18 protein-coding genes, 2 pseudogenes and 1 other annotated feature are annotated in these 19,168 nt (G+C 66.3%); of the genes and pseudogenes, 7 read left to right on the top strand and 13 right to left on the bottom strand.

From position 1 onward, the window contains the following. Positions 1-7: 7 nt before the first annotated feature. The 3 genes from NOCA_RS01770 to NOCA_RS26320 form a co-directional block, all read right to left on the bottom strand. Positions 8-1,018 (bottom strand): sugar ABC transporter substrate-binding protein, encoded by a 1,011-nt coding sequence (locus tag NOCA_RS01770; protein WP_011753572.1) that lies wholly within the window; start codon positions 1,016-1,018, stop codon positions 8-10. A 104-nt stretch (positions 1,019-1,122) separates the two neighbouring features. Continuing rightward, entirely contained in the window at positions 1,123-1,527 is a 405-nt protein-coding gene (locus tag NOCA_RS01765; protein ID WP_011753571.1) for a YybH family protein, read from the bottom strand. Further along, on the bottom strand, positions 1,524-2,387 hold the full coding sequence (locus tag NOCA_RS26320; protein WP_158305617.1) for a helix-turn-helix domain-containing protein: 864 nt from the start codon (positions 2,385-2,387) through the stop codon (positions 1,524-1,526). Before NOCA_RS26320 ends, NOCA_RS01765 begins: the two co-directional genes overlap by 4 nt. Between NOCA_RS26320 and NOCA_RS01755 the strand changes: the two genes are divergently transcribed. Further along, positions 2,353-3,306 (top strand): ornithine cyclodeaminase family protein, encoded by a 954-nt coding sequence (locus tag NOCA_RS01755; RefSeq protein WP_337998985.1) that lies wholly within the window; start codon positions 2,353-2,355, stop codon positions 3,304-3,306. The genes NOCA_RS26320 and NOCA_RS01755 overlap by 35 nt on opposite strands. Positions 3,307-3,843: 537 nt before the next feature. On the opposite strand, the gene NOCA_RS01750 is transcribed toward NOCA_RS01755, so the two are convergent. Beyond that, complete coding sequence (locus NOCA_RS01750; protein ID WP_011753568.1) at positions 3,844-4,311, bottom strand: Lrp/AsnC family transcriptional regulator; 468 nt, start codon at positions 4,309-4,311, stop codon at positions 3,844-3,846. A 146-nt stretch (positions 4,312-4,457) separates the two neighbouring features. Here NOCA_RS01750 and NOCA_RS01745 point away from each other — a divergent pair, with 146 nt between their 5' ends. The 6 genes from NOCA_RS01745 to NOCA_RS27880 all read left to right on the top strand — a co-directional run bounded on the left by NOCA_RS01745 (position 4,458) and on the right by NOCA_RS27880 (position 10,218). Next, on the top strand, positions 4,458-5,081 hold the full coding sequence (locus tag NOCA_RS01745; protein WP_011753567.1) for a LysE family translocator: 624 nt from the start codon (positions 4,458-4,460) through the stop codon (positions 5,079-5,081). Between the two features lie 55 nt (positions 5,082-5,136). After that, positions 5,137-5,382, top strand: a complete 246-nt coding sequence (locus NOCA_RS26920; protein ID WP_011753566.1) for a hypothetical protein — start codon at positions 5,137-5,139, stop codon at positions 5,380-5,382. A gap of 1,559 nt (positions 5,383-6,941) precedes the next feature. Continuing rightward, positions 6,942-7,145, top strand: a complete 204-nt coding sequence (locus NOCA_RS01735; protein WP_041546028.1) for a hypothetical protein — start codon at positions 6,942-6,944, stop codon at positions 7,143-7,145. Between the two features lie 20 nt (positions 7,146-7,165). After that, positions 7,166-8,344, top strand: a complete 1,179-nt coding sequence (locus tag NOCA_RS01730; RefSeq protein WP_011753565.1) for a fructotransferase — start codon at positions 7,166-7,168, stop codon at positions 8,342-8,344. 516 nt (positions 8,345-8,860) lie between these two features. Beyond that, positions 8,861-9,448, top strand: coding sequence for an IS1634 family transposase (locus tag NOCA_RS27885; protein WP_197687622.1), 588 nt, complete (start codon positions 8,861-8,863; stop codon positions 9,446-9,448). A 479-nt stretch (positions 9,449-9,927) separates the two neighbouring features. Beyond that, positions 9,928-10,218 (top strand): hypothetical protein, encoded by a 291-nt coding sequence (locus NOCA_RS27880; RefSeq protein WP_197687623.1) that lies wholly within the window; start codon positions 9,928-9,930, stop codon positions 10,216-10,218. Positions 10,219-10,601: 383 nt separating this feature from the next. On the opposite strand, the pseudogene NOCA_RS28105 reads toward NOCA_RS27880, so the two are convergent. The 9 genes and pseudogenes from NOCA_RS28105 to NOCA_RS01680 all read right to left on the bottom strand — a co-directional run. After that, positions 10,602-10,903, bottom strand: a pseudogene (locus NOCA_RS28105) (integrase core domain-containing protein); the annotation flags it as partial. 4 nt (positions 10,904-10,907) lie between these two features. After that, positions 10,908-12,347, bottom strand: a complete 1,440-nt coding sequence (locus NOCA_RS01715) for an IS30 family transposase (protein WP_011753564.1) — start codon at positions 12,345-12,347, stop codon at positions 10,908-10,910. 47 nt (positions 12,348-12,394) lie between these two features. After that, positions 12,395-12,961, bottom strand: a pseudogene (locus tag NOCA_RS01710) (IS3 family transposase); the annotation flags it as partial. After that, positions 12,929-13,057 (bottom strand) — a sequence feature (AL1L pseudoknot). It overlaps the preceding pseudogene by 33 nt. Further along, on the bottom strand, positions 13,015-13,344 hold the full coding sequence (locus tag NOCA_RS01705) for an IS3 family transposase (protein ID WP_011753563.1): 330 nt from the start codon (positions 13,342-13,344) through the stop codon (positions 13,015-13,017). It overlaps the preceding feature by 43 nt. Positions 13,345-13,751: 407 nt before the next feature. Next, on the bottom strand, positions 13,752-14,672 hold the full coding sequence (locus tag NOCA_RS01700) for a carbohydrate kinase family protein (protein ID WP_011753562.1): 921 nt from the start codon (positions 14,670-14,672) through the stop codon (positions 13,752-13,754). Between the two features lie 58 nt (positions 14,673-14,730). Then, positions 14,731-15,624, bottom strand: coding sequence for a carbohydrate ABC transporter permease (locus tag NOCA_RS01695; protein ID WP_011753561.1), 894 nt, complete (start codon positions 15,622-15,624; stop codon positions 14,731-14,733). A 78-nt stretch (positions 15,625-15,702) separates the two neighbouring features. After that, positions 15,703-16,572: a carbohydrate ABC transporter permease gene (locus NOCA_RS01690; RefSeq protein WP_011753560.1), complete on the bottom strand. Its 870-nt coding sequence runs from the start codon at positions 16,570-16,572 to the stop codon at positions 15,703-15,705. Between the two features lie 120 nt (positions 16,573-16,692). Further along, a complete protein-coding gene (locus NOCA_RS01685) occupies positions 16,693-18,012 on the bottom strand; it encodes an ABC transporter substrate-binding protein (RefSeq protein WP_011753559.1) in 1,320 nt (439 codons plus the stop codon). 127 nt (positions 18,013-18,139) lie between these two features. Next, a complete protein-coding gene (locus NOCA_RS01680; protein WP_011753558.1) occupies positions 18,140-19,156 on the bottom strand; it encodes a LacI family DNA-binding transcriptional regulator in 1,017 nt (338 codons plus the stop codon). Between the last annotated feature and the right edge of the window lie 12 nt (positions 19,157-19,168).

Genomic DNA, 19,168 nt, shown 5'->3' with positions numbered 1-19,168 from the left:
CACTCGATCAGTCCGAGTACTCGCCGGTGTAGCCGTCGAGATTCTCCTTGGTGCCCAGTACGCCGAACGGGGTCAGCTCGTCGTAGCCGACGTACGCCGGGTCGACCTCTTCGCCGCGGGCGGCGGCGAGACCCATCTCGGCCGCCTTGGCGCCAGCGGTCTTCTCCGCGAACACGTACACGGCGTAGAAGTCACCGTCCTGGACTGCGGTCACGGCCTGCGTCGAACTGCCGTTGCCGACGATGCGGACGTCATCGATACCGGGAAGCTCGATCGCGCCGAGCAGCGCAGCCGAGGACGCGCCTGCGATCACGTCCACGTCCGGGTTCGCCTGGAGGATGTCCTGGACCGCGGCGCGGCCGGTGTCCTGGGCGTAACCCCCCTCGACGTTGGCCACAACCTCGACGCCCGGCCGGTCCACGGCCGCCAGGAACGCGTCGGTCCGCACCACGTCGATGGGCTGCGCACTGAAGCCCTGCAGGTACGCGACCTCGCAGGGGTCCGCACCGGCGTCCGCACAGGCGTCGATGCTGAGCTCACCGAGCACCGTGCCGTTCCGCTTCGGGTCGTCGACGAGACTCAGCGTCCCGGGGATCTGCGGCTTCAGGGTCTCGAAGTCCGGGCCGATCGGGGTGAACTCGGCGACGACGGTGATGCCGGCGTCGACGGCCTCCTGGATCGTCTGCTGAACGGCAACCCCGTCGTTCGCCTGCACGATCCAGACGTCAAAGCGCTTGCTGGTGAGCGCGTCCTTCAACTGCTGGAGCTGCACCTGCACGTCGAAGTTCGGGTCGGTGAACTCCGCGGTGGCGTCGTTCGCCTCGGCGTACTCACTGATTCCCGCGAAGGCCGCCTGCGCGAACGAGTTCGTCTTCGAGAAGCCGAAGAACCCGATGCTCAGCGACTCGTCCGAGGTCGATCCGGCGTCTGCGGTTTCAGCCGTGTCGCTGCACGCCGAGAGGAAGAGGGCGGAACTGAGGGCCACACCGACGGCGGCAGCTCGAACGATCTTGTGCATCGACATCTCCTTGGTCGCTTCTTGCGAGACGCGAGATGTCTACCACAGTGTTCACTCCATTGGAAGAATGTTCATTGAAAGAAACACCGCTGTCATGAGCAGGTCTAGGCCGACGTATGGTCCGCCGCGATCCACCACTGACCGCCGCGCTTGAACAGATGCAGCGAGAAGAGGCTCACGGAGTCCTCGAGTCCTTCCCTGGAGATCCGCGCGCGCCCGAAGACGACCGCGTCCGCTCGTCCTGCAAGGGCGATCTCGAGGCCCTCGTAACGAAGCTCCCCCAGCCGGCTTCGGTCCGGGTAGGCCTCGCGGAAACGTTCCCGGACCCGTTCGATCCCGTGGATCACCGTGCGTGCCGAGGCATATCGCACCGACTCGTCCTGGAGATAGGTGTCCAGGAGCGCGTCGAGATCCCCCCGGTTCCACGACTCCAGATGCGACTCCAGCAGTCGCCGGATCGCCGCTCGGTCTGCCGCTGTTCCCGGGTCGGTGGGCACCGCGCCGCTCACGGCTTCCTCCGGTCGGCGTGTGAGTCCAGCGACTCGACCTTGATCGCGACAGAGGGTGCCGCCGGGTTCGGATAGTGGATGACGAGGAATCCCTCGACCACCTCATCAAGCGCCTCGTAGGCGTGATCGCCCCACGACGGAAAGGACACGTAGTCACCCGGCCCGACCTCGATCGGCGACGAGGTCGGGCCCGTGAGCAACCTCCCCTGCTTGACCACGATGTGCTCCACGCCCGGATGCCCACGTGACACCTGCCGGTCCCCCGGCAGGCAACGGAAGTCGTAGATCTCGGTCGCGCTTCCCGTGCTGGCGAAGCGGTCGTACAGCATCAGCTCGACGGCGACGCCCCTGATGTGGCGGGCGTCGTCGCGGCCGACGAACGTCGACGCCGCCTCCTCCTCACTCGAGACGAGCTCACCGATCGGCACCCCGAGGCCCCGCGACAGGGCGAAGATGGTCTCGAGTGTCGGGTTCCCCACGCCACGTTCGAGATTCGACAAGGTGCCCTTGGCGACTCCCGACTGATCAGCCAGGGCGCTCAGGGAGAGGCCGCGCTGGGTGCGCAACCGCAGGATCGCCCGCGACAGAGGACCGCTCACGAAGGACTGAGCGGGAGTCCTTCCGTTCATTTCAATAACCTCATCGCCGTCGACACCGGACTGCTGCCAAACGGCCGGCGTGAGGTTCCCCCTCCCGCCTACCGCCGTTCTACCCTCACGGTAGCGGATTTTCCGGTGGTTGATGCACTTTGCGTCTCCATCGCCGGCGTCTCGTCGCAGTGCGAACAGCCGCGCGGTCCGGACAAGCCGTTCTATATAATGAATCATGATGTCAGCCCACCCATGGAGCCAACTCCACATGCCACTGACCGGTCCCCGCTGGATCTCTTCTGACGAGGTGTACGCCAAACTGAGTTTCCGCGGCGGTGCTCGCGCCATCAGCGAGTCGCTGCGTCACGGCCTCGATCCTTCTGCCGATCCGGCGCGATCGATCGTCGACGTCTCCTGGGGTCAACTCCTCATCATGCCTTCGGAGTTCGCCCGCTATGTCGGGGTCAAGATCGCGAGCGTGTCGCCGGACAACCCGACCCGAGGTCTCCAGCGGATCCAGGGCCTCTACCTCCTGCTGGACGCCGTCACCTTGTCCCCCCTCGCGCAGCTGGACGGCGTGGCGCTGACGACGCTGCGCACGGCGGCGGTGTCCGCGGCCGCGGCCGAGGCGCTGGCGCCGGCACACGTGGAGCACCTCGTCGTGTTCGGCTCCGGCCCGCAGGCATGGGGACATGCCGTGGCGCTCCGCGCCGTCCGTCCCGTCGACCGCGTCACGATCGTCGGGCGGGACCCGCACCGCGCGGCGGCACTCGCCGACAAGCTGGACGACGGCGACTGCACCGCGACGGCGGGGTCCGCCGCGGCCGTCGCCGAGGCCGACCTGGTCGTCTGCGCCACGACGGCCCGCTCCCCCGTGTTCGAACAGGCCGTCCGCGACGACGCCCTGCTCATCGCGGTGGGCTCGCACGAGCCGGACGCCCGCGAGCTGCCCGGCGACGTGGTCGCGCGAGCGCAGGTCGTGGTGGAGGACGAGGGCACCGCACTCCGCGAGGCCGGCGACGTGGCGATCCCGGTGTCCGAGCGCCGCCTCGACCCGGCCTCGCTCCTCTCGCTCCGGTCGGTGGTCCGAGGCGACGTGGCCGTCGACCGCTCCCGCCTCCGCGTGTTCAAGAGCGTGGGGATGGCGTGGGAGGACCTGGTCATCGCCTCAGCGATCTACGAGGCCTGAATTCAGCCGCGCGGGCCCCCGCGGTCCACGCTGCTCGAGGGTGTCGATGACGCGTGCCGGGACACCCCCGGGCTCCCCTCGCGGCTGCCCTCTCGACCGTCAGCGCGCACCGGCGCGACTCGGAACGACCGAGACGAGACACCCGCACGAGGAGGGCCGCTCCCGCCACCCGCTCGCGGGAGCTGCCCGGGACTGACGAGGCCCGGGTCCGTGGACCCGGGCCTGTCACGCGTGCGCGAGGGGGGGAGTTGAACCGTAGGACCAGCACGGTCGACCACGCACGAACCGCCGTCCTGAGCGTGAAACCGGCGTCCGGTTACCTCCGGTTACCTCCCGTTTCCTCGGGGCGTGCACCCCAGGGGTGCACCAGCCGATCTTCAGTTGGGTGAGCACTGGATGCTCGTCCGCCACCCTACGGCGAAGGCCCCGACCTCGGACGTCATCGCGCACAAAGGTCACTCACTGTCCCGTAGACCGATTGCCACCAAGGGGTTCAGGCGCAGCGATCTTCGCGCTTGGTCCGGGAGTGAGCGGCCGTCAATGGCGTGTGGTGGGCGGCGTGCTTGGTGTGTCGGTCTTGATGGTCTTCATGGGGAAGCGGGACTGGAGTCTGCCCAGGCCCGGCAGGGCCGTGAGGTGCTCTGTCAAGAAGTGCTCGTAGGCAGGCAGGTCGGTCACAGCGACCAGGGCTTGGTAGTCCGGTGCGCCGAACATCCGGCGCGCTTCCACGACCTCGTCGTAGGCGATCAGAGCGGCCTCGAAGACGCGGATTGTTTGCTTCGTCTGGTCGGCTAACTCGAGGTCGACATGCACCTCAAACCCGCGGTGAAGCGCTACCGGAGCGATGTGGGCGTGGTAGCCGAGGATGATGCCCTCGTTCTCGAGTCGACGCACGCGGCGCAGGCAGGGTGATGGCGTCAAGCCGACCAGTTCAGCCAGCTCGGTGTTTGTTAGATGAGCGTTGCGGCGCAGATGGTCGATTATTGCGCGATCAAGCGAATCCATCCCTCTATTTTGCCATGCAGAGGGTAATACGGAGTTGTTCTTGCCATCCTATGCCGGGCCTTGTGACGTATCGTGCCCTCCTCCGATGGCGGGAGGGTCCGGCCGGCGCGGCCGGACCGGTCAGGGACGGTGACCGAGAGGTTGGGATGGACACGTCGGCGCTGGTCGCGTTTACGGTCGTCGCGGCTGCCATGGTGGTGCTGCCGGGACCGGACTGGGCGCTCGTTCTGGCAGCCGGGTCGCGTCGGAGCGGGGCGGTGATGGTCCCCACCATCTTTGGACTTGCCCTGGGGTACGCGTTGCTCACCGGCGTGGTGGCCACCGGTCTAGGACCCCTGATCGCTGCGGCGCCGGTGGCCTTGGTGGTGTTGACCGTGGTGGGTGCCGCCTATCTGATCTACCTCGGGGTCGGCATCCTCTGCGGCCCTGCGACGGGGGTGCCGGAGGCCCGTGCGGTGGCGCCGGTGAGCCGGCTGGGCTCTGTATTGCGCGGGGTGGGGGTCAGCGCTTTGAACCCCAAGGCTCTGTTGTTCTTCTTGGCCTTTCTTCCGCAGTTCGCGCGTCCGGCGGCGCCCTGGCCCCTGGCCGGGCAACTGTTCGTGCTCGGCGGCGTCTGGGTCGTTCTGATCGTGGCGTTCTACACGGTCCTGGGCCACGCCGCCCGCACGCTTTCGGGCAGCCCCGGCCGCGCGAGGGCCGTGACCTGGCTGGCGGGCGCCGTGATGATCCTCGTCGGCCTGGGCCTGCTGGTCGAACAGCTCGCGTGGTGAGCGCCCCCGGCCGGCTCCTCGTTCTCAGATTTCTCAGCGTCTTAAGGAGGGCGTGGTGTTCGACATCCACTGCAACGCCTGCGGCAAGCATCAGCTGCTGTCCATCAGCCGAATCAGGCAGCTGGTCAACCACGAGCAGGGGATCGAGGTCATCTTCGAGTGCTGGTGCGGCACCCAAGGCGCGTACTGGACCGGCAAGAACGCAAGACCGGGAGACTCAAGGACGATCGACTCCAGTGGAGTCCCGTCCGCCTGGCCTTGTGTTCGCGGCCGCAACACGTGTCGCGCAACAGACCGATGACGACTGGCTCGGCGCTTCGAAGAGACCACTGCCTGCGTTAGTCCAGTGTTGACTCCGGGCGAGCTTTGGGAGCATCTCCAGATCGCGTCGCGCGACATCTACGGGGAGGACGCCGGTGTCCTGCAGCCCGCCCCTGCCCACGCTTCGACTCGGCGCCCGCCACGTCTCGGCGTGATGACCACTAACGCGCAGGCGGCCCACTCCCTGGCCTGGCGGCCATCCCACGCCCCGCGAACACGAACAGTCACAAAAGTTGGCGTGGCGTGATCGCTGGAGGCGGTCCAAGTGACTTAGGTGACTGAGACCAGGCGCACCCACGCGACTAAGGAGTCCCACGCCGAGGCGACGGCGACAACCAAAGACCCGGCAGGCGAACAGTGCACTTCCGGACGAAGCGGTCCATGAAGGACGAAGCCCCGGATCCGAGGACCCGGGGCCTGTCACACGTGCGCGAGGGGGGAGTTGAACCGTGAGACCACCACGCTCGACCACGCGTCGATCGCCGTCCCCAGCGTGAAACCGGCGTCCCGTTGCCTCCGGCTTGCTCCCGTTACCTCGGGTCCGTGCACCCCAGGGGTGCACCAGCCAATGTTCAGTTGAAGAGCACTGGATGCTCGGCCTTCACCCTACGGAAGGGCGTGGAGTCGCACGTCATCGCTCCTTGGGCTCAGACCCCAAGTCGCTCACCGTCCCGTAGGCCTATGGTCACGCGGAGCGTGCCGGTGCGGGATCCGGTGATGGGACAGCTCTCTGACCCGTCCTGATCGGCACTCCAGAGCGGCGAGGTCGTGCGAGTCGAGACAGCCGAGAAACGCGTCGACGTCGTACTGGTGGGCTTCGTAGATGTCGATATCCCAAATCTTGCCACCACGCACGGGTTGGACGCTGACCTAACTCGACAGAGATCGAGTACCTCGACACACGGCTGGCCACCTCCCGCGTTGGAGCGCGACCGAGGTCTCTGAGACCAGCCGGACGATCACCTACACGCTCACGAGATGCCATCGGTGCGTGCAAGCGCCACGAGGCTCGACGCAACGACGGCCGGCTTGCCCTCGTGGAGGCCCGCCAGTGCGCCACCCAGGGGAGCGCATCACCACGTCGTCCGCGTGGAAGGCGAAGGCCGCCTCCGCGTCCCCGCGACCGCGGTCGAAGCGGTCGACCTAACAGATAACCTGCCTACCGGGCGATGCTCGCCGACCGGGAGGTGGACAGACCACTTACGCGGAACCCCGAGGTATCGCGAGAGGGCCAACGGCCCTGCTGCGCCAGTACCCGTGGCCCTCCAGGATCCAACTTCCGCGTCCGCGGCCACGCCGGCTTCGACGCGATCGCCCCCGAGCGGAGCGAGATCGACAGACCCATTGGCATCAAGACGCCACGGCGAGCACTGGCCCAGTGTTGGCTTGACGGCCTGAGCCCGCACGCATGAGCGGAGCCTCACGAGTGGTGCTTCCCCGCGCACCTGATCACACAAGCGGCGAAACGTTTGTCTCCCGATGCAAGTGCAATGCTCCCCGCCCTTGCTAAACCCTGGGCCCGTCTCTACTCTGACGAGCATGACCGTGATCGAAACGTTTGCGCCGCTCAAAGCGGCAACGACTGTCGCTGTCTCACGACGTCGAGTCCTCCAGGTCCTCGCCGCCACCGCCCTGATCAACCAGTTCGCCGGTGTCGGCGACGGGTCCGTCGCTCCCGCGAGCGCCGAGGTCGCCGCCTGGCAACCGCCGCCCGCCTACAGCCGCATCGTCGGCCTGATCTAGTCCGCAGGAGGTACGAGAACATGGCAACAACCGTTTACGACGTCACCACCTGGACCGGCGCCACCGTCTCGCCTTACACCGATATCGGCCTGGTCATCAACCAGATCATCGCTGACATCAAGAGCCAGCAGAACAGTCAGACGACCCGCCCTGGCGCCGTCATCTACATTCCTCCCGGTCACTACACCCTGCAGACGACAGCCAACATCGACATTGGCTTCCTGACGATCAAGGGCTCCGGGCATGGCTTCATGTCCGAAGCAATCCGCGACGACGTGAACCACTCGGCCTGGGTCGAGACTCTCCCGGGCTCAAGCCATGTGCAGATCGCGAACAACAACCAGGTCGGGTTCCTCGTCAACCGGGCCACCGACCCAGGGACGAACGGCCGACTCAACTCGATCGTCTTTCAGGACTTCTGCATCGACGGCGTCAGCAGTACCAAGCCCTACATTCCTGGAAACGGAAAGATCGGCATCAAGTCGCAGTACGACACCGACTCCCTTCGAATCGAGGGGATGGGCTTCGTCTACCTCAACACAGCACTGACCATCCGCAATGCCGACGCCTTCAACATCACCAACAACTTCATCGCTGAGTGCGGCAGCTCCATCCAGCTGACAGACAGCTCCATCGTCGGAAAGATCACCAACAACTACCTGATTAGCGCGTGGGCTGGGAACTCCATCTTCATCGAGAACAACGAGGACTGTGTCATCAGCGGGAACAGTCTCCTGTGGGGCGCTCGGATCCAGATGAAGAATGTCCATCGCGCAGTGATTACTGGCAACAAGTTCGTCAGCAACTTCTCCGGAATGATCGTTCACGAAACTCCGTGCCACGAGCAGCTGATCTCGGGTAACCACTTCCGTCGCAAGTACGGCGACGGTGGCCCTGCCCGCAATGACGATCTCTTCGGCATGGTCCATCTCAACGGCAACGACAACTCCGTCACAGCCAATCACTTCGCGTTCGAGGTGCCGGCCGCCAACATCGTCCCCTCCGGAGCCACCCCCACGGTCGTCCTAGTCAAAGGTGGGGCCCGCAACTTCCTCGCCACAAACAAGTTGGCGTCAAACGTCGCGGTACGCCACGTGCTCGACGCGAGTTCCACGGCCACGAAGGTTCTCTGGTCGGGCACGGCGGCCCAACTCCAAGATCTGAGCGGGGGAAACATGTCCTTCGTGGCAACGCCGTGACAGATGTCCGGACGCGCAATGCTGACTTGAGCATGGGCCCCGCTTCGTGCCTCTGACGCACCTCACGGGTTGACAGAGTCCGGGCAGCCAGAAGCGCTGGCTGCCCGGACTCAGACCCTTCCAGACTGGTCACCCGCGAAGGTCGTGGTGCGGAACCTGCTCGGTCTTGAACGGGCTGGTCACGCATTCCATCAGGCCTGACTCGTGCCACGTGACCGCGGAGCGATGATCGTGTCGTTGTCTTCGCAGGTGAGCGCCTTGCGGGCGGCCCTGATCGACACACCCCGGGGGTCGGTAGGGTCCGCTGGTGGTGTTCGTGCGGAAGGCTCCGGGGCGGTCGGGCAGCACGAAGGTTCAGCTCGCTGAGCGCCGTGATGGGCGCGACGTCGTGGTCGAGCATGTGGCTACCGCCCGCACCGACGCCGAGCTGGCTGCGCTGATGTCTCAGGCACGCCGACGGCTGCACGCGGGCCAAGAGCTCTCGACCTCGACGGCCTCGGGCTTGAGGATGAGGGCGTGCCACAGCGTCCTGGCCTGATCACTAGCGAGCGATCCGCGCTGTTGTGGCAGGTCCTCACCGAGGCGTACACCCGGCTCGGGTTCGACGCCATCGCTGACGAGGCCTTCGCCCAACTCGTGCTGGCGCGGATCATCGAGCCGACCTCGAAGGCTGACTCCGTGCGGGTGCCGAACGAGATAGGCGTGGCGCCGGCCTCGCTGCGCACGATGTTCCGGGCACTGCAACGAGCCCAAGCGCGACTACCGAGGCCAGATCGCCACCGCCTGCTTCACCCACGCCCGCAGCAGCGGGGGGAGGTCAGTCTGGTGCTCTACGACGTCACCACCCTCCACTTCGAGGCAGACAACGAAGACGAGCTCCGCAAGGTCGGCTACTCCAAGGAGCGCCGCGTCGACCCACAGATCGTGGTCGGCCTGCTGGTGGATCGGCGCGGCTTTCCCCCTCGAGATCGGCTGCTTCGAGGGCGACAAGGCCGAGACGCTGACGATCATCCCGATCGTCAAGCAGTTCGCGCAGCGTCACGGCATCGCGGACATGGCCGTGGTCGCCGACGCCGGGATGCTGTCCTCATCGAACCTGCGTGACCTCGACGAGGCCGGGTTGCGGTTCATCGTCGGCTCCCGGGTGACCAGGGCACCCAAGGATCTGGAGTCCCACTTCCGCTGGCACGGCACCGCGTTCACCGACGGACAGATCATCGACACCATCACCCCACGCGACCAGGGCGGCACCGGGTTGCAGACCAGCGACCCTCAGCGTCGAGCCGAGCCGGTCTGGGATCCGGCCGTGCCAAGTCGTGGCGCGCGGTGTGGGCCTACTCGGCTAAACGCGCCGCCCGGGACGGCAAGACGCTCACGTTGCAGGAGAACAAGGCCCGTGCCGTCGTGGCCGGGGAGAAGACCGCCCGGACCCCGCGGTTCGTCAAGACCCGCAACGGCGCGACCGAGGTCGACGAGGCCTCACTGACCACAGCGCGTGAACTGGTCGGGTTGAAGGACTACGTAACCAACATAGAAGTCGGTCTGATGCCCGCGGGCGAGGTGATGGCGAGCTACCACGACCTATGGCACGTCGAGCAGTCCTTCCGGATGTCCAAGACCGACCTGGCTGCACGGCCGATGTACACCACACCCGCCAGGCGATCGAGGCCCACCTCACCATCGTGTTCGCGGCCCTCGCGATCGACCGCCACCTGCAGAACGTCACTGAGCTGAGCATCAAGAAGATCGTCCAAACCCTGCGCCCGATCCAGCAGATCAGCGTCCGCATCGCCTGCCACGAACACATCGCCGCCGACCCGATCACGCCCACCGTCGAGGGCATCCTCGACGCACTCGGGATCAACGCTCAGTGACACACCCCCGTGGCACGAGTCAGGCGTAACCTGCTCGGTCTTGAACGGGCAGGTCACGCATTCCATCAGGGCGTTGACATGCGCATCAGCGGCCGACCCACCCGAGGGCCGGATGCCCTCCTCGGCGACGCGGTCGATGAAGGTGATCGATGCGTAGTCCCATCCGGCGTCCGCACGGCGATCAACTCGCCGCACACGATGGGGTCTCCTCACCGGTCGCGTTGCCGCAACGCCCATCCGCAGCGCTACGCAACCGCGGCATCGACGCCCTGCCCAGCATCAAGACCCAAGACACGGCAGACTGGGCGACAACGAACCTGTGGCCTCGTTTTCGAGCGTCGAGTTGAACCGCCCGGGGTTTCCGGACACTTCGTTCGGTGTCTCTACCCGGTCGGGAGGAGACGGTTTCGTGCAGCGTAGTGAACTTCCTCGGCCTGGATAGGTGTCAGGTCGTCGATGGACTCGTGGGTGCGCTCGGTGTTGAACCAGTCGACCCAGCTCAGGGTCTCGAGCTCGACGTGCTCGACGCTTCGCAGGGGCCTTCGGGGCGGATTAGCTCGGTCTTGTAGATCCCGATCTGGGACTCGGCCAGAGCGTTGTCGTAGGCGTCACCCACGGAACCCACTGAGGCATCCACGCCGGCTTCGATGAGCCTGCTGGTGAAGGCGAACGAGGTGTACTGGGCGAGTTCAACTGGTCGATGCAACACCGGGTTGTTGAAGGGAGCGTAGTTGCTCCTCGAAGACCTCAGCGGGTGTCTTCCACCCGAGGACCTTGCGGGGCCGGTTGTTGAGCGCATAGGCGACGGCCTCCAGGTCCTCGGCGGACCAGCGCGACAGGTCGGTGCCCTTGGGGAAGTATTGGCGCAACAGGCCGTTGGTGTTCTCGTTGCTCGGTCGCTGCCACGGCGAGTGCGGGTCGGCGAAGAACACCTTCGTGCCGGTCGCCACCGCGAACAACGCGTGGCCCGAGAGTTCCTTGCCACGGTCCCACGTCAGGGTCTTGCGCAGCTGCTCGGGCAGCTTGGTCATCGACGCGGTCAGCGCGGTGTTCATCGCGACGGCCCCGTAGCCACCGAGTGATGGCCCGTTCTTGACGTACGGCTTCTCACCCCAGCCCTCCAGTCGCGGCAGATGGACCAGGAGCGTTGAGCGACTGCTGCGCTCGACGAGGGTGCCGATCGCAGACCGACCCGTGCCGATGATCAGATCGCCCTCCCAGTGGCCAGGGACGGCCCGGTCGTCTGCCTCAGCGGGGCGCTCGCTGAGAACGACATCGGCGGTCACGTGCCCCTGTGCCTTGTTCCGTGACCGGGCCCGCGGCTCCCGCAGCGCACGCCCGGTGCGCAGACAGGTGACCAGTTCGCGCTTGAGCGCACCGCGGCCCTCGATGAACAGCGACTGGTAGATCGCCTCGTGGCTGATGCGCATGGACTCATCATCGGGGAACTCGACCTTCAGGCGCTGGGCGATCTGCTCCGGGCTCCAAGCCGTCGACCACCGCCTGTCCCGGCGATGCGGCTTGTTCAGGCCCTTCCACGGCGGCGGTGTCGGACCCGGCACGATCGTGCCGTCGGGACGGCGGACGTTGCCGGCGAGCCGATCCTGCACGTACTCACGCAACCGCTCGTTGGTCACGAGCTTCGCGGTCTTGGGACGCTTCGCCGCCTGCTGTGCCTTCCACTGCGCTACGCCAGCGCGGTACTCCTGCTTGCCGCCACGAGTCGCTGCATTGCGACGAAGTTCGCGTGAGACGGTCCCCGGGTCACGCCCGATCGCACGGGCTATCTCGCGCACGCCCTTGTCCTTGGCGCGCAGGATCGCGATCTCCTCGCGTTCCTCGAAGGTCAGGTGGCGGCCGGTGGGCTCGGCCAGCGAGATCGGCGGCATGCCGCCAGCGTGGCGAAACCAGCGAGCACCGACCGGCCACGACACGCCCACGGCCATCGACGCCTCCACCGTCGTGACGCCCGTGGCGATCTGCCGCCAGAACTGTCGCTGCACCACCCGCGACGGGTCCGGTCGCCCGGGCGAGCGCATCGCCGGCCTCAGCGCCCGATCAGCACGCCACTGCCGACGAAGCCCCTCCGGCGCATCGCTGGTCTTCTTGCTCCAGTCCTTCGTCGCCATCCTCGAACACCTCCGAAATCAAGGTGTTGCGACGACCGGTTGATTTCGCCCTGGCTGCCAGCGTCGGTGTGGTGCACCAGCCCGGTCAGGTCGCGGACTCCGTCACGATCACGGGTCCACAACGCGTGCTCAAGGCAGTCGAGGACCAGATCGGTGGTCATCCGTGTGGCCGCACGCCAGCCCACGATCCGACGGGAGTAGACGTCGAAGACGAACGCCACGTAGACCGTGCCGGACCAGGTCGCGACGTAGGTGAAGTCCGCGACCCACAGCCGGTTCGGGGCCGGTGCGGTGAAGTCCCGGTCCACCAGATCGGCCGGGCGCGGATCAGCCGGCGCGGGGATCGTGGTGCGGACTCGTTTGCCCCGCAGTGCGCCGGCCCAGCCCTGGGTGGCCATCAGCCGTTCCACGGTGCATCTGGCCACGTCGTGGCCTTGTGCGCGCAGGTGGAGCCACATCCTGCGGGCACCGAACCGGGCCCGGAACCGGTGCTCGCGCGCGACCCAGATCAACTCGGTGATCTCGGCATCACGCAGCGCCCGCTTCGAGGGTGCCCGGGTGCGTGCCTCGTAGTAGGTCGACGGAGCGATCTTGAACCCGTGCTCGGTGAGCACCCGGCAGATCGGCTCGACTCCGTACAGATCGCGATGCTGGTCGATGAACTCGATCAGTACCGGGGTTGGCGGTCGAGCTCCGCCGCGAAGAAGGCCGAGGCGCTCTTCAGGATCTGGTTCGCCCGCTCCAGCTCGGCGACCTTCTTCTTCAGCTCCCGGATCTCAGCGAGCTCCTCGGTCGTCTTGCCTGGACGAGTGCCCCCATCGACCTCGGCCTGACGCACCCACTTGCGCAGCGTCTCCGATGATCCGATCCCGAGCTGAGCAGCGATCGTTCGGATCGCCTCGAACTCGGTGGGGTACTCGCCCTGCGCGACCGACTCGGCCACCGCCCGCACCGCGCACTCACGCAGCTCCCGGGGGTACTTGCTGGGACGTGCCATGACTTCATCCTCTTCCAACTAATGAAGTCTCCGGACATCCCGGGGCGGTTCAAGTCGGCCTCGGTTTCGAGCGTTGCCGACAAACGCCGGGTTCTCAGCCTCCAGTCGCGTGGTCTTCTGCCGCGGCCTGTCATCGGCCGGCGCGAAGGCGCTCGGCGCCGGCGGCCGGCCGGGAATGCAACGGGCTGGAGCTGTGGTCGTCCGCCGCGTCTCTAAACCGGGCCGGCCGTAGACTTCGAGTCAGTGGCGCCGCGTCGCGCCTTGGATCGCGAGTCGTCGGGGATACCGAGGACGGTGGTCCCCGGGTGGATCCGGGAGGGTCGCAGGCGGAGCCGCTCAGAGCAGTTGCCCGGGCCATGGATCCTGGATCTAAGGGCTTTCCCAGAACGGCCACCCGATGAGGGGAATCACTCCGTCAGCGCCGCGTCGATCTCCCAGTCCCAGGGCGGGTCGGCGCCCACTCGACTGACGGTGACGGCGGCGACCAGTCCTGCCGCGTCCCCGAGGGTGACCAGGTCGTGCGACCCCAGGGCGCTGCGAGAAACCAGCCTGTCGATCACTCCCAGGGCCAGCGCCTGCCGGATGAGAGCGCCCATGAAGGAGTCACCGGCCCCGATGGTGTCGGCGATAACACTGGTAATGGCTGGACGGTCCACCGTGATCCCGGCGGCCGCTAGATGACTTCCCTGTCCGCCCCGAGTCACGACGACGAGCGTGGGCCCGAGCCGAAGGAGATGCTGGGCGACCTGACGCCAGGTGAGGTCGGGGTACAGCCAGGCCGCGTCCTCATCGCTCAGCTTGACCAGGTGAGCGAGCGCCGCGAGTTGCTCGAACTGGGCTACGACGCGTCGCCGTCCCGGCAGTAGTGAGGGTCGGATGTTCGGGTCCAGACTGATCATCGCTCCGGCTGGCGCGCGTCGGAGGACGTCGCCTACGCGAGATGCGCCGGGCTCCTGGAAGAGGGCGATCGATCCGGCGTGGATCGCGGTGGCGCCGCCCGGGTCGGGCGTAGCCGGGTCCCACGTGACGTCCAGGTCGTAGAGTGCCGAGCCGTCGCTCTGCATCCGGGCTCTTGCGGAGGCGGTCCGGTCGAGCGTACGCGCCCCCGCGGCGAGAGCGACGCCGGAATCGGCGAGGTGGGCCTGGATGCGGTCGGCTCGCTCGTCATCACCGAGTGCCGTCGCCAGAGTGACCGGGACGCCGAGGCGACCGAGGGTGACGGCGACGTTCAATGGCGAGCCGCCCGGCGCCTCGGCGACCGCTCCGGAGGGCGCCTCGACGATGTCGATCAGGGCTTCGCCTATGACGAGGACGCCAGGGCTGTTCACTGCTGGTCCCGACCGGAGGCGTCGTCGAGGACGTCCGGTCGCTCAATCGATGACATCGTCAGCCCTTGACGGCACCGGCCGTGAGGCCCGCGATCACGTGGCGCTGGAAGAAGGCATAAATGACGAGCTGGGGAAGCAGCACTAGCGTGGCCGCTGCCATCATGCCGCCGTAGTCGACGGTGTACTGCCCCTGGAACTTCGATACGGCGAGCGACACCGTCGCAAGGTCGGGGTCGTTGATGAGGATCGACACGAAGGGAAACTCGTTGAACACGTAGACCACGTTGAAGATCAGGATCGTGGCGATCACGGGCCTCATCGTCGGAAGCACCACCGACCAGCAGATCCGGAGGAGCCCCGCACCGTCCATGATCGCGGCCTCCTCCAGCTCGGCCGGGAAGTCCCGGAGGAACCCGGTCATGAGGAGAGTGTTGAAGGGGATGGACACCGCGATGTAGGGGAGGATCAAGGCGGCGTAGGTCCCGAAGATCCCCAGCGCGAGATCGAGCCGGTAGATCGGGAAGAGCAGCACGTAGACCGGTACGGCGAGTCCCGCGAGCAGGTAGAACCGGACGGAGTCTTGGGCTCGCCTATGGCGGAAGACCATTCGGGTGAGCGCGAACGAAGCCATGAAGGACACGACGGCGCCAAGCGTGACGGACGCGAGCGCGACGATGATGGTGTTCTTGTACATCTGCGCCAACGGGAGGTTGGCAATTGCGTTCCGGTAGTTCTCGAAGGTCAGATTGTTGAGCGAGAACGGGTCGGAGAGGATCGTGTCGCTGGGCTGGAATGACAGCAGGGCGATCCACAGGATCGGCAGGACGATGGTGAAGGTGATCAGGTAGGCAGCCACGCCCGTGATGGCCAGCCCGGTGCGTCGCGGCCGGTCGCCGCCATGGGGTACTGCAGGGCTGCGTCGGTAGCGTTCGGTGTCAGTCAGTGTCGTCATGGGGCTGCTCGCTGCATCGGTGGGTGTCGGACGGGCGTCTGCTGGCGGTCCGCCGGGGCGGTGTCCGCGGCCGTGAACTCATGCGAGGCTCCGTCGCCGCGCGGCCGCGAGGTAGGCCAGGGACGTGAGCGCCCCAAGCACGAAGATCACGACGGCGATCGCCATCCCGGATCCGTAGCGCTGGTTGGTAAAGGTGACGAAGTACATGTAGCTCACCAGCGTCTCCGACCGGTGCACCGGACCGCCGCCGGTGAGCATGTAGACCAGCTCAAAGATCTTGAAGACGTTCGTGATCAACAAGATGGCCACGATGGCGAAGGTCTCTCTCATCATCGGGATCGTCACGAACCGCAGCTGCTGCCAGGAGCCCGCCCCATCGAGCTGGGCAGCCTCCATGACATCCCCGGGCAATAGTTGCAGCCCGGCGTAGAAGATCGTCATCGCGAAGCCGACGCTGCTCCAGATGAAGACCAAGGAGATCGCGTAGGGGGTCAGGGTGTTCCCGCCGATCCACTGAATGGGCTCGACGCCCAGCGGCTCGAGAGCACGGTTGAGCAGCCCGATCTTCGGGTCGAGGATGAAGACCCAGATCAGGCCGACCAGGATCGGCGCGATGATCGCTGGCCCGAATACCAGGGCGCGCAACGCACCGCCACCTCTGATGCGCCGGCGGAGGAGGAGTGCGAGTCCGAAGGATGCCGGGATGAGGAGCGCGACGCTGACCACGAGGATGGCGATGGTGTTCCGCATGGACTGCCAGAAGAACGGGTCGTCCTTCAGCGCCAGGTAGTTGTCGAGACCGACGAACTTCGCGGCTCCGAAGCCGGCCGAGTCAGTGAAGCTGTAGGCGATCGCGTAGCCCACGGGGTAGACGAAGAACGCGGTGAAGAGGATGAGCGCCGGCGCGAGCATCAACGCGATCTTCCAGCGGGAGCTGATCCAGATCATCGTTCAGGTCGTCCCATCTGGTAGGCGTCGAGGCCCGCGTGGTCCGGGCGAGTGTTGAAAGGTTGAGGATCGCGGGGGGTGGGGCGCGCCCGCCATGCGGTCAGCGGGCGCGCCCCGTCATCACTCGGCGTCGAGCGCCTTCTGCACCAGCGCCACGGCCTCCTCGGGGGAGAGCTGGTTCTGGATCACGCCGTAGATGCTGTCGTACATCGCGCTCGCCACGGCCGTCGACACCAGCAGGTCGGGCTGAGACTGCGGGCTGCTCAGAGACGGGTCGGTGGCGACATCCAAGGCCGACTTCAGCACACTCTGCTTGGTGGCGTCGATCTGCGGCTCGTAGTTCGTCACAGGCGGCTGGCCGTTGTCAACGAGGAGTTGCTGCGCCTCGTCACCGTAGTAGAAGTCCAGGAACGCCTTGACTGCGTCGAGCTTGTCCTGGTCATCTGCGACCTTGTGGTCCACGACGAGCGGCGCGGATGCCACGTTCATGACGATGTTCTGATCACCGACACCGTCGTCGAAGGTGGCGCCGTTCCAGAACACCGTGTCCGCTGCCACAGGGGAGTCCTGGATGGCGCTCGATGCCCAGACCCCGGCGTCGAGCATCGCGGCCTTGCCCTGGAGGAACTGGTCCACAGCCTGCTGGTAGGTCTGCGTGGAGACGTTGGAGGCGAAAGCACCGGCGTCGCGGAGTTCGGCGATGTGCTTGTACATACGCACGAAGTCAGGGTTGTCGTAGCTCTCCGATCCATCGAGCATGCCGCTGATCTTGTCCTCGAAACCGAACCGGTCCAGCCAGACCAGGAAGGACCAGACGCTGAACGACGACTGGTTCGCGCCGTTAGAGATGGTGACGACGTCCTTGCTACTCAGCTCCTGAGCGACGTTGACGAGGTCGTCGAATGTGCTCGGCATCTCGAGCCCGTTGTCGGCCAGGATCTTCTTGTTGACCCACAGACCGGTGAGGAGCCCCTGGTAGGGAACGCCGTAGATCTGGTCGCCGGCCGTGAAGTTCGCGACGGTGCTCTCCGGCAGGTTCTCCGTGATCCCCAGCTCGTCCAAGGTCGGTTTGAGGTCCATCAGCTTGCCGGCCTCGAGCATGTCTTCGGCGGTCGCCTTGTACACCCAGAACACGTCCGGGAGCGTGTCACTCTGCGCGGCGATGGAGAGGCTCTGGAGGTGCTCGGCTACGGCCTGGCCACTGACCTCGACCTTGATGTCGGGATTGGCCTTCTCGAACGCCTCGACGATGGCCCACGTAGCTGGGTCGGCCGTCTTCACGTCGGGGTTCTGCATGGACAACGTGATCGTCGTCTTGCCGTCCGCGTTGTTGGAGTCGCTCGCGCTGCTGCATGCCGCGAGGGCGAGGAGCGACGAGACTGCCAGCGCCGCGGCGGCGATCCGGCGCCGGCGCCGACTGACGAGGTGTCGACCAATCATGGCGTTTCCTTCAGGAGAGGCGGAGTGAAGTGGGACTAGATCACCGAGATATCGAAACGTTTGCGCGAATCGTTTCGCCCAACGTAATGTCGGCCGTCACATGTGTCAAGCGGTTCCACCGGACCAGCTAGTTCCCTGCGCCGAGAGCAGCGAAGACGTAGTCCTCGCTCGACGACCGCAGCTCGAGACGTTGCTGCAGTCGGGTAATCCGCGGGCTGGCGTCGGGCGACTCGAGCCGCTCCAGCAGGAGCCCGACGGCGGCAACCCCCATGTCGAAAGCAGGCTGGCGCACGGTCGTGATCGAGGGCCGGAACAGATCCGAGTGATGGAAACCGTCGAACGTCGCGAATGCGATGTCTTCTGGGACGGCCAGGTGCAGGTCGCGCAGCGACTGCAGGGCCATCACGGCCAGGGGACTGCTGGCCGTGATGACGCACGTTCGGCCACCGGCAGCGATGGACTCAACGAGGCCTGCCTTAAGCGGCTCCGCCTCCGCCCCCTCCAAGATGGCTGCGTCGACATCAGACCTCGCCGCAATCGCGTCCCTGAAGCCAGCGAGGCGCTCGGTGAGGGTCGGGACACGCGTGTCACCAGCCACGACCACCAACCGGCGGTGGCCGCGGCCGAGCAGGTGCTCAGCCAGGCGTCGCATGCTCTCGCGGTTGTCGGCACCGACCTGATCGCAGGGGGCTCTATCGAAGACGCGGTCGAGCAGCACGACAGGCGGCGTCGCGTGCGACATCTGGCCCTCCACCTCACTCGACGAGCGCGGGCAACGCGCCACGATCAACCCGTCGACCCGCCGCTGGAGGAGCGTTCGGACCGCGCGAGTCTCGCGCTCCGGATCTTCAGCAGAGTTCGCAAGGAGGAGCGTGAGCCCGCGCGCGGCGGCCGCGTGCTCCACCCCGTGGACCATGTCCGCGAAGGCCGGCTCCCCGGCATCGGAGACGACCAGGCCGATGCTGTCGGTCCGCGAACGGCGCATGGCGCGCGCGACAGCGTCCTGTCGGTAGCCGGTCTTCTCGATCGCCTCGACGACCTTCTTGCGCGTCTTCGGCTCGACATTCCGCGTGCCGTTCAGGACGTGAGAGACGGTCGACGTCGACACACCCGCCAGCCGCGCAACCTCCACGATCGTGGCCATAAAGGCTCCATT

The sequence above is a fragment of the Nocardioides sp. JS614 genome, from assembly GCF_000015265.1.
GTDB lineage: Bacteria > Actinomycetota > Actinomycetes > Propionibacteriales > Nocardioidaceae > Nocardioides.
This window is presented reverse-complemented; position numbering and strand designations above follow the sequence as displayed.

Excerpts from the sequence above, each read along its gene's own strand:
- NOCA_RS01735 (WP_041546028.1), top strand. The coding sequence starts at position 6,942 with ATGACCGTGATCGAAACGTTTGCGCCGCTCAAAGCGGCAACGACTGTC.
- NOCA_RS01685 (WP_011753559.1), bottom strand. The coding sequence starts at position 18,012 with ATGATTGGTCGACACCTCGTCAGTCGGCGCCGGCGCCGGATCGCCGCC.
- NOCA_RS26320 (WP_158305617.1), bottom strand. The coding sequence starts at position 2,387 with ATGTGGAGTTGGCTCCATGGGTGGGCTGACATCATGATTCATTATATA.
- NOCA_RS01750 (WP_011753568.1), bottom strand. The coding sequence starts at position 4,311 with ATGGATTCGCTTGATCGCGCAATAATCGACCATCTGCGCCGCAACGCT.
- NOCA_RS01680 (WP_011753558.1), bottom strand. The coding sequence starts at position 19,156 with ATGGCCACGATCGTGGAGGTTGCGCGGCTGGCGGGTGTGTCGACGTCG.
- NOCA_RS01705 (WP_011753563.1), bottom strand. The coding sequence starts at position 13,344 with ATGGCACGTCCCAGCAAGTACCCCCGGGAGCTGCGTGAGTGCGCGGTG.
- NOCA_RS01770 (WP_011753572.1), bottom strand. The coding sequence starts at position 1,018 with ATGCACAAGATCGTTCGAGCTGCCGCCGTCGGTGTGGCCCTCAGTTCC.
- NOCA_RS01715 (WP_011753564.1), bottom strand. The coding sequence starts at position 12,347 with ATGGCGACGAAGGACTGGAGCAAGAAGACCAGCGATGCGCCGGAGGGG.
- NOCA_RS01745 (WP_011753567.1), top strand. The coding sequence starts at position 4,458 with ATGGACACGTCGGCGCTGGTCGCGTTTACGGTCGTCGCGGCTGCCATG.
- NOCA_RS01730 (WP_011753565.1), top strand. The coding sequence starts at position 7,166 with ATGGCAACAACCGTTTACGACGTCACCACCTGGACCGGCGCCACCGTC.
- NOCA_RS27880 (WP_197687623.1), top strand. The coding sequence starts at position 9,928 with ATGGCACGTCGAGCAGTCCTTCCGGATGTCCAAGACCGACCTGGCTGC.
- NOCA_RS01755 (WP_337998985.1), top strand. The coding sequence starts at position 2,353 with ATGATGTCAGCCCACCCATGGAGCCAACTCCACATGCCACTGACCGGT.
- NOCA_RS01695 (WP_011753561.1), bottom strand. The coding sequence starts at position 15,624 with ATGACGACACTGACTGACACCGAACGCTACCGACGCAGCCCTGCAGTA.
- NOCA_RS01690 (WP_011753560.1), bottom strand. The coding sequence starts at position 16,572 with ATGATCTGGATCAGCTCCCGCTGGAAGATCGCGTTGATGCTCGCGCCG.